Source organism: Micromonospora sp. NPDC049799 (assembly GCF_040656655.1).
Classification (GTDB): Bacteria; Actinomycetota; Actinomycetes; order Mycobacteriales; family Micromonosporaceae; genus Micromonospora.
This window is the reverse complement of the sequence record NZ_JBFAMU010000389.1, coordinates 1-4656: the sequence shown is the minus strand read 5'-3', so window position 1 is coordinate 4656 and position 4656 is coordinate 1. Positions and strand designations below refer to the sequence as shown.

4 protein-coding genes are annotated in these 4656 nt (G+C 72.4%); 2 read left to right on the top strand and 2 right to left on the bottom strand.

Going from position 1 to position 4656, the window contains the following annotated elements; genetic code table 11:
• Together AB0I76_RS22850 and serS are read left to right on the top strand one after the other, a co-directional pair.
• Positions 1 to 882, top strand: an 882-nt coding sequence (locus AB0I76_RS22850) for a DNA polymerase III subunit beta (protein ID WP_357038901.1), incomplete at its 5' end; no start/stop codon positions are given.
• Positions 883 to 962: 80 nt separating this feature from the next.
• Complete coding sequence (gene serS / locus AB0I76_RS22845; RefSeq protein WP_357038898.1) at positions 963 to 2246, top strand: serine--tRNA ligase; 1284 nt, start codon at positions 963 to 965, stop codon at positions 2244 to 2246.
• Positions 2247 to 2278: 32 nt separating this feature from the next.
• On the opposite strand, the gene AB0I76_RS22840 is transcribed toward serS, so the two are convergent.
• Together AB0I76_RS22840 and AB0I76_RS22835 are read right to left on the bottom strand one after the other, a co-directional pair.
• Positions 2279 to 4108, bottom strand: coding sequence for a glycoside hydrolase family 15 protein (locus AB0I76_RS22840; protein ID WP_357038895.1), 1830 nt, complete (start codon positions 4106 to 4108; stop codon positions 2279 to 2281).
• Between the two features lie 84 nt (positions 4109 to 4192).
• Positions 4193 to 4656: redoxin domain-containing protein (locus AB0I76_RS22835; protein ID WP_357038892.1), on the bottom strand; the 464-nt coding region annotated here is incomplete at its 5' end.

Here is a 4656-nt window from a genome sequence, read left to right as displayed (position 1 = left end):
GCCGCCGCGGTCCGCGCCGAGCCGGCCGCCGTGCACCGCCTGCTGGACGCGCACCTGCGCCGGCTGGAGGACGGTCTCGCCGACGCCCGCCGCGAGCTCTCCCGGATCCGCACTCTCATCGATCCCGAGGAGCAACTCGTGACCACCCGCATCGTCGTGTCCCGCGCCGCCCTGGCCGTCGCCGTGGACGCCGTCCGCTTCGCCGTCGCCACCGACCCCGACCTGCCGGTGCTCACCGGCGTGCTCCTCGACGCCGGCCCCGACGGTGTCCGGCTGGTCGCCACCGACCGCCACCGGCTCGCGGTGGCACACGCTCCCGGCCGTCTCGACGGTCCGGCCGTGGCGGTCCTCGTTCCGGTCGGGCTCGTCGACGAGGCGCGCGCCCTGCTCGACACGGGCGCCGGGAGCACTCCGGAGGCGCACCTGACCGTGACCGCCGGCACCGTCGAGGTCGCCGTGGCCGGGCGTACGGTGTCCGCCGGCGTCCTGCCGTACGACTTCCCGGACTGGCGCCGCCTGACGCGGACCGCACCGGCCGACGGCCCGGCGCACCGCGTGACCGTCGACGTGGCGGCCCTGCGCGCGGCGCTGACCGGCGCGGACGCCCCGGTGGTCCGCCGGCGGCACGAGGGGGCGGACCTGGCCGTGACGGTGCTCGGCCCGGACGGGCGGGGCGGGGTACGGCTGTTGGGCTCCGACGAGGTGGACAACCCGGCGGACGGATTCCGGGTCGGGGTGAACGGCGCGTACCTGCTCCAGGCCCTCGACGCGGCCGGCGACGGCCAACTGGTGCTGGAGCTGGACGGGCCGATCACCCCGCTGGCCGTCCGCCGCGCCGACGACGACAGGTCCTTCTCGATGCTGATGCCGATCCGGCTCTGACACCGGGCCGGGGCCCCGAGGGCCGCGACGGTAGCATCGGGAGGTTCACCTGACGTCCGGACGGAGGCGTACGGAGCAGCATGCTCGACATGGAGTTGATCCGGAAGGATCGCGACGCGGTGGCGTCCGCGCTGGCCAAGCGACTGGACCCGGCGGAGGTGACCCGCGCGCTGGACGAGATCCAGCAGCTCGACCAGCAGCGGCGCAGCCTGATCAGTGAGATCGACGGCGACCGCCAGCGCCGCAAGGCCGAGGCCCGGGCGTACGCGGAGGCCAAGCGGGCCGGCCGGGAGCCCGAGGTGGCCGCCCCGGAGGCGGGCCGCAAGCAGCTCGCCGAGCTGGAGGCCGAGCTGGACGAGGTGCAGGGCCGCCTGCGGGACCGGATGAGCGAGCTGCCCAACCTGCCCGCCGACGACGTGGTGCCCGGCGGCAAGGAGGCCAACCGGGTCGTCAGGACCTTCGGCGAGCCCCCGGCCATCGAGAAGCTCCGCGACCACGTCGAGCTGAGCCGGATGCTCGGGCTGGTCGACCACGAGCGCGGCGTCAAGCTCGGCGGCTCCGGCTTCTGGATGTACACCGGCATGGGCGCCCGGCTGGAGTGGGCGCTGCTCAACTGGCTGATCGACCAGAACGTCAGGGCCGGCTACGAGTTCCTGCTCCCGCCGCACCTGCTGCTGGACACCGCCGGGTTCGCCGCCGGGCAGTTCCCCAAGTTCTACGACGACGTCTACCACCTGGACCGGCAGTCCGCCCCGCGCGGGCAGTTCCTGCTGCCGACCTCGGAGACGGCGATCCTCGGTGCGTACCAGAACGAGATCCTGGAGACGGCGAAGCTGCCGCTGAAGGCCTTCGCGTACACGCCGTGCTACCGACGGGAGGCGGCCGGCTCGCACTCCGACGAACGCGGCACGGTCCGGGGTCACCAGTTCAACAAGGTGGAGATCTTCCAGTTCACGCTGCCCGAGCAGGCCGACGCGGCGCTGGAGGAGATGGTCACCCACGCGGAGAGCCTGGTGGAGGGCCTGGGCCTGCACTACCAGCGCACCCTGCTGGCGGCCGGCGACTCCAGCGCCTCGATGCGCAAGACCCTCGACATCGAGGTCTGGATGCCGAGCACCGGCAAGTACAAGGAGGTCTCGTCGGTCTCCTGGGGCGGTGACTACCAGGCGCGCCGGGCGGCCATCCGCTACCGCGAGCCGGGCGGCAAGCAGACCCGCTTCGTGCACACGCTCAACGGCTCGGCGCTGGCCACCAGCCGGCTCTTCCCGGCCATCCTGGAGCAGTTCCAGCAGCCCGACGGCTCGGTCGTGGTTCCGGAGGTCCTCCGCGACCGCCTGGGAACCGACCTCCTCACCCCGCGCTGAGTGTGCGCCGCCGCCGGTCCCCGGCGGCGGCGTCACCGGCGGGCGTCGAGCATCTCGTTCAGGACGGTCGCGGTGCTGATCAGCGACAGGTGGCTGAACGCCTGCGGGAAGTTGCCGATCTGCTCGCCGCTCGGGGCGATCTCCTCGGAGTAGAGACCGAGTTGGCTGCTGTAGGTCAGCATCTTCTCGAACGCCAGGCGGGCGTCGTCGAGGCGACCCGACTGGGCGAGGGCCTGCACGTACCAGAAGGTGCACATGGTGAAGGTGCCCTCGTCGCCGGGCAGGCCGTCGGGTGACGCGGCCGGGTCGTAGCGGTAGACGAGGGTGTCCGACACGAGTTCGGCGTCCATCGCCCGCAGGGTCGACTGCCACATCGGGTCGCTCGGCGTGACGAACCCGACCGCCGGCATGCTCAGCAACGAGGCGTCCAGCACGTCGGTGTCGTAGTGCTGGACGAACGCCTCCCGTCCACGATGGAATCCCCGGCTCATGATCTGGTCGTACACGGCGTCGCGGGCGGTCGCCCACCGGGACAGGTCGGCCGGGCGGCCGAGGCGCCGGGCGAGGCGGATGGCCCGGTCGAACGCCACCCACGACATGAGGCGCCCGTAGGTGAAGTCCTGGCGACCGGCCCGGGTCTCCCAGATGCCGTCCTCGGGCCGGTCCCAGTGTTCGCAGAGCCAGTTCATCATGCGAATCGTGTTCCGCCAGTGGTCGTGGGAGCTGCGCAGGCCGTGGCAGTCGGCCAGGTGCAGGCAGTTCATGGTCTCGCCGTAGATGTCGAGCTGGAGCTGGGTCGCGGCGTCGTTGCCGACCCGGACCGGGCCGGACCCGCGGTAGCCCTCCAGGTGGGGCAGCAGTTCCTCGGAGAGGTCGCGGCCACCGTCCACGCGGTACATGACCTGCACCGGTACGTGGTTCTCCTCGGCCTCCGTGACCCGGGCGTTGATCCACTCCAGGTACCGCCGCGCCTCGTCGGTGAAGCCCAGCCCGAGCAGGGCGTGCACCGAGAACGAGGCGTCGCGGATCCACGTGTAGCGGTAGTCCCAGTTCCGTTCGCCGCCGATCCGCTCGGGCAGCCCGGCCGTGGGCGCCGCGACCAGCGCGCCGGTCGGGGCGTACGTCATCAGCTTGAGTGTCATGGCGGAGCGCTCCACCATCTCCCGCCACCGCCCGGTGTAGCGGGAGCCGTCCAGCCAGCGCCGCCAGAAGTCCCGGGTCTCGGTGAACAGCTCCTCGACCTCGTCGGGGCGCACAACGCGCAGCGGCTGAGCGGGCCCGGCATGGATGACCACGCCCCCGACGTCCCCCTCGTTCAGGGTGCCGACGACGCGGACGCCGCCCTCCTCGCGGACGAAGCTGCCTTCGTCGAGGAGCGGTCCGGCCTGCCGGATCGGGTTGACGGTGAGGCAGAGGTCCGGGGCCCGGAAGACCGTGCCCTGTCCGGTGAACTCCACCGTGTGGGTCTGCCGGCCGTAGTCGAACCGTGGCTGGCAGTCCATCCGCAACGTCATGGTGCCCCGGACGATGCGGAGCATCCGGACGATCGTGTGCCGGTCGGTCACCGTCTCGCCGGTGACCGGCATGAAGTCGACCAGTTCGGCGACGCCGTCGGCACTGAGGAACCGGGTGATCAGGATCGGTGTGCCGGGCAGGTAGAGCTGCTTGCAGACGTGGTCGACCCCGTGCGGGCTGATCGCGAAGTGTCCGCCGCGTCGCCGGTCGAGCAGACCGGCGAACAGGCTGGGCGAGTCGAAACGGGGCGCGCAGAACCAGTCGAGCGTGCCGTCCCGGGACACGAGCGCGGCCGTCTGCAGGTCCCCGATCAGGCCGTGATCCTCCACCGCGGGGTACGTGTCCATCACAGCCTCCCCAGGCCTCGCGTGGCGAACGCAGCGTTACCCGTTGAGACGGGTCGCACACGCTCCTGCGCGGCCGGGGCGGCGTCAGGCGGCGAGGGCCTTCAGGCGGCGGGTGAGGTCCTCGCCGTCGAGGAACCCCTGGTGCACGACCTTTCCGGTGCGGTCGATGATGACGAAGGTGCTCTGCTCGACGATCTCGAAACGCCGCCACAGCGCGCCGGACCGGTCGTCGAGCTGCGGAACGCCGGCCAGTTCGAACTCGGTCACGAAGTCCTTCATCGCGCGCTGCTCGCCGAGGCCGGCGACACCGATGACCGGCACGGTGTCCCGGTACGCCGGTGCCACCTCGGCGACCGTCCACGCCTGGGACGCGCAGGTGGCGCACCACGGCGCCCAGAACCACAGCACCACCGGCCGGCCGGCCAGCGCTCCGGTGTCGAAGGGCGCGCCGTCGAGGGTCCTCGCGGTGAAGCGCAGGGTCTCCGGCACAGCGACCGGCGCCGCCACCGCCGAGGGCGAGCCGGTCGTCGGCGCCGCGGTCGCCGCGG